The organism is Nocardia sp. NPDC004568 (assembly GCF_040609955.1).
Lineage (GTDB): Bacteria > Actinomycetota > Actinomycetes > Mycobacteriales > Mycobacteriaceae > Nocardia.
Map to the genome: position 1 here is coordinate 1 of NZ_JBEXLL010000173.1, position 2,756 is coordinate 2,756.

At 68.2% G+C, this 2,756-nt stretch carries 4 protein-coding genes; 3 read left to right on the forward strand and 1 reads right to left on the reverse strand.

Annotated elements, in window-relative coordinates:
- A partial coding sequence (locus ABZV91_RS32350) for a helix-turn-helix domain-containing protein (protein WP_355249514.1) occupies positions 1 to 251 on the reverse strand: 251 nt, incomplete at its 3' end.
- Between the two features lie 98 nt (positions 252 to 349).
- On the opposite strand from ABZV91_RS32350, the gene ABZV91_RS32355 reads away from it, so the two are divergent.
- The 3 genes from ABZV91_RS32355 to ABZV91_RS32365 form a co-directional block, all read left to right on the forward strand.
- A complete protein-coding gene (locus tag ABZV91_RS32355; protein ID WP_355249515.1) occupies positions 350 to 775 on the forward strand; it encodes a nuclear transport factor 2 family protein in 426 nt (141 codons plus the stop codon).
- A complete protein-coding gene (locus ABZV91_RS32360; RefSeq protein ID WP_355249516.1) occupies positions 772 to 1,608 on the forward strand; it encodes an NmrA family NAD(P)-binding protein in 837 nt (278 codons plus the stop codon). Before ABZV91_RS32355 ends, ABZV91_RS32360 begins: the two co-directional genes overlap by 4 nt.
- Positions 1,605 to 2,756, forward strand: a 1,152-nt coding sequence (locus tag ABZV91_RS32365; protein WP_355249517.1) for an alpha/beta hydrolase, incomplete at its 3' end; no start/stop codon positions are given. The genes ABZV91_RS32360 and ABZV91_RS32365, both read left to right, overlap by 4 nt.

Below are 2,756 nucleotides of genomic sequence, written 5' to 3' on the forward strand. Positions count from 1 at the left end.
CCCAAGGGTGGCGGGCCGGCTTCGACAGCTCCCTTGATCGGTTCGAGTCGTGCCTCGTACAGCGCACGGAGCAGCCCGGCACGGTCACCGAAGGCCCGGAAGAGTGTGGCCTTGCCGACGCCGGCCGCTGCTGCGATGTCGGCCATGGTGAGGTCGTCAGGGCTCTGGCTGCGGGCGAAGAGGGCGTCGGCGGCCGCCAGGACGGCCGCGCGGTTACGGGCGGCGTCCTTGCGGGGCTTGCGCTCGGGCATACGGTTCCTCCGGTTGCAAAAACGGACCCAGGGTCCGTATCGTAAAAGCGGACCCTGGGTCCGGATTATATGAGATGTCTACGAGATGGAGGAAACTCATGTCCACACCGACTTCTCCGGCGGATCTCTACCGCCACAGCCTGCGGCTGCTACTGGACAAGAACATCGCCGGCTGGGTCGACCTCTGGACCGAGGACGGCATCATGGAATTCCCCTTCGCGCCACCGGGCTGGCCCGAGCGGCTGGAGGGCAAGGAGGCCATCGCCGCCTACATGCGCCACTACCCCGGCCACATCGATCTGCACGACTTCCCTGACCTGCGGATCCACCAGACCACTGATCCCGCGACCATCGTGGTCGAGATGCGGGGCGTCGGCCGTCTGGTTCAGACCGACGCTCCCTTCGACATGACCTACATCGCCGTCGTCACGGTTCGGCACGGGCGCATCGCCTCCTACCGTGACTACTGGAACCCCCTCGCCGTCCTCGAACCCGGCACCGACTTCACCAGGAGTAGCCGATGACCACCGGCACCACGCTGGTCATCGGCGCCACCGGCACTACCGGCAGCCGCACCACAGCACAGCTGACAGCCGCCGGTCACCGCGTCAAAGCGGCCAGTCGTCAAGCCACCCCGGTCTCCGGAGCCGAGCCGGTCCGCTTCGACTGGTATCACCCCGCCACCTATACTGCCGCCCTCGACGGCGTCGACCGTGTCTACCTCATACCGCCCGAGGGCGAGTCCGACCCGGCGGCGGTCATGTTGCCTTTCCTCGAGCGGGCACGCACCAGCGGCGTGCACCGCGCGGTGCTGCTGAGCTCCTCGGCCATACCCGAGGGCGGCCCTGCGGTGGGAACGGTGCACCAGGCTCTGCCTGATCTGTTCGAACAGTGGGCGGCGCTGCGGCCCTCGTGGTTCATGCAGAACTTCACCGGCACACACGCGCACGCGCACAGCATCCGTGAAGACGGCACCATCTGGACAGCGACCGACAACGGCCGGGTCGGCTTCATCGACGCCGAGGACATCGCCACCGTCGCCGTCCACGCCCTGACCGACCAGCAAGCCCCCAACACCGACCTCGTCCTCACCGGACCCGAGGCCCTCAGCTACGACGACGTCGCCGCGATCGTCACCGAGGTCACCGGTCGGCCCGTGGTCCACCGCCGTCTGTCCTACGAGCAGTTGCGCGATCGCCTCACGGCGCTGCTCCCGGTGGAGTTCGCGGCCATGCTGGCCGGCATGGACCGTGCCATCGCCGAAGGGGCGGAGGACCGCGTCACCGACACTGTCCAGCGCCTCACCGGTCGGCCCGCGCGGGCCTTCCGCGCCCTCTGTGAAAGGGAGATGCGATGAAGCCGCTGATGTTCCCAGACGATCAGCAGTTCTGGTTCGAGACCCTGCGCACTCTCGGCCCGGCCGTCTACGGCGGCTCGGACGTCGGTGAAGTCGTCGCCACCGCCTCGCAAGTCACCTCCGGCGACTACGACGGCTGGCACGACGCCTGGCTGTCCACCGCTGAGCGTCTGGAGGCCGAAGCCCGCACAAGCCACCCCGTCAGTGCCCGGGACGGGCTGCTGCGTGCTTCCACCTACTACCGGGCGGCCGAGTTCTTCCTGCACGGCAACCCCAGCGACCCGCGCATCGACCACGCCTACCAGCGCGGTGTCGCTTGCTTCCGTGATGCCGTCGCCCACATCCCCGGTATCACCCCCGTACGGATCCCGTATGAGGACACCATGTTGCACGGCTACTTCTATCGGGCGGCTGGCGAAGGCCCGAAGCCGACGCTGGTCATGCACAACGGATTCGACGGCGCCGCCGAGGAGCTGCATTTCTTCGGCGCCGTCGGCGGACAGGAACGTGGATACCACGTCCTGACCTTCGACGGCCCCGGCCAGCCTGCGGCCATCCACCAGGACGGGCTGACCTTTCGACCGGACTGGGAGAACGTGGTCGGTCCCGTCCTGGACTTCCTCACCCAGGACCCGAGCATCGACCCGGCCCGCATCGCGCTGCTCGGCGTCAGTCTCGGCGGCTACCTCGCGCCCCGCGCGGCGGCCTATGAGCCACGCCTGGCAGCCGTCGTCGCCGTCGACGGTGTCTTCGACGCCGTCTCCGCTTTGACCGTGCACCTCCCGCTGCCGCACGACGAGGTGGTCCAACGCGCGGCAGCCGAGCACGACGAGGAACTGGACCAGATGATCGCCGACGCCCGTGAGCAGAGCCCGACTCTGCGCTGGGCCTGCGACCACGGCCGCTACGTCACGGGGACCTCGACCGACCGGAAATTCCTGGCCGAGTACGCCCGATACAACCTGGGCGACGGGAGCGCGGAAAAGATCACCTGCCCCGTGCTGGTGTGCGAGGCGACCGACGACCTGTTCTACTCCGCCACCGACGAGCCCGACCCGCGAAAGCTATACCGGCACCTCACTGCGCCGAAGAAACTCTTGAGATTCACCGCAGAGGAAGGCGGCGACGCCCACTGCCACCCAGGCGCG

Coding starts and splice junctions, on each gene's coding strand:
- ABZV91_RS32360 (WP_355249516.1), top strand. CDS start 772: ATGACCACCGGCACCACGCTGGTCATCGGCGCCACCGGCACTACCGGC.
- ABZV91_RS32355 (WP_355249515.1), top strand. CDS start 350: ATGTCCACACCGACTTCTCCGGCGGATCTCTACCGCCACAGCCTGCGG.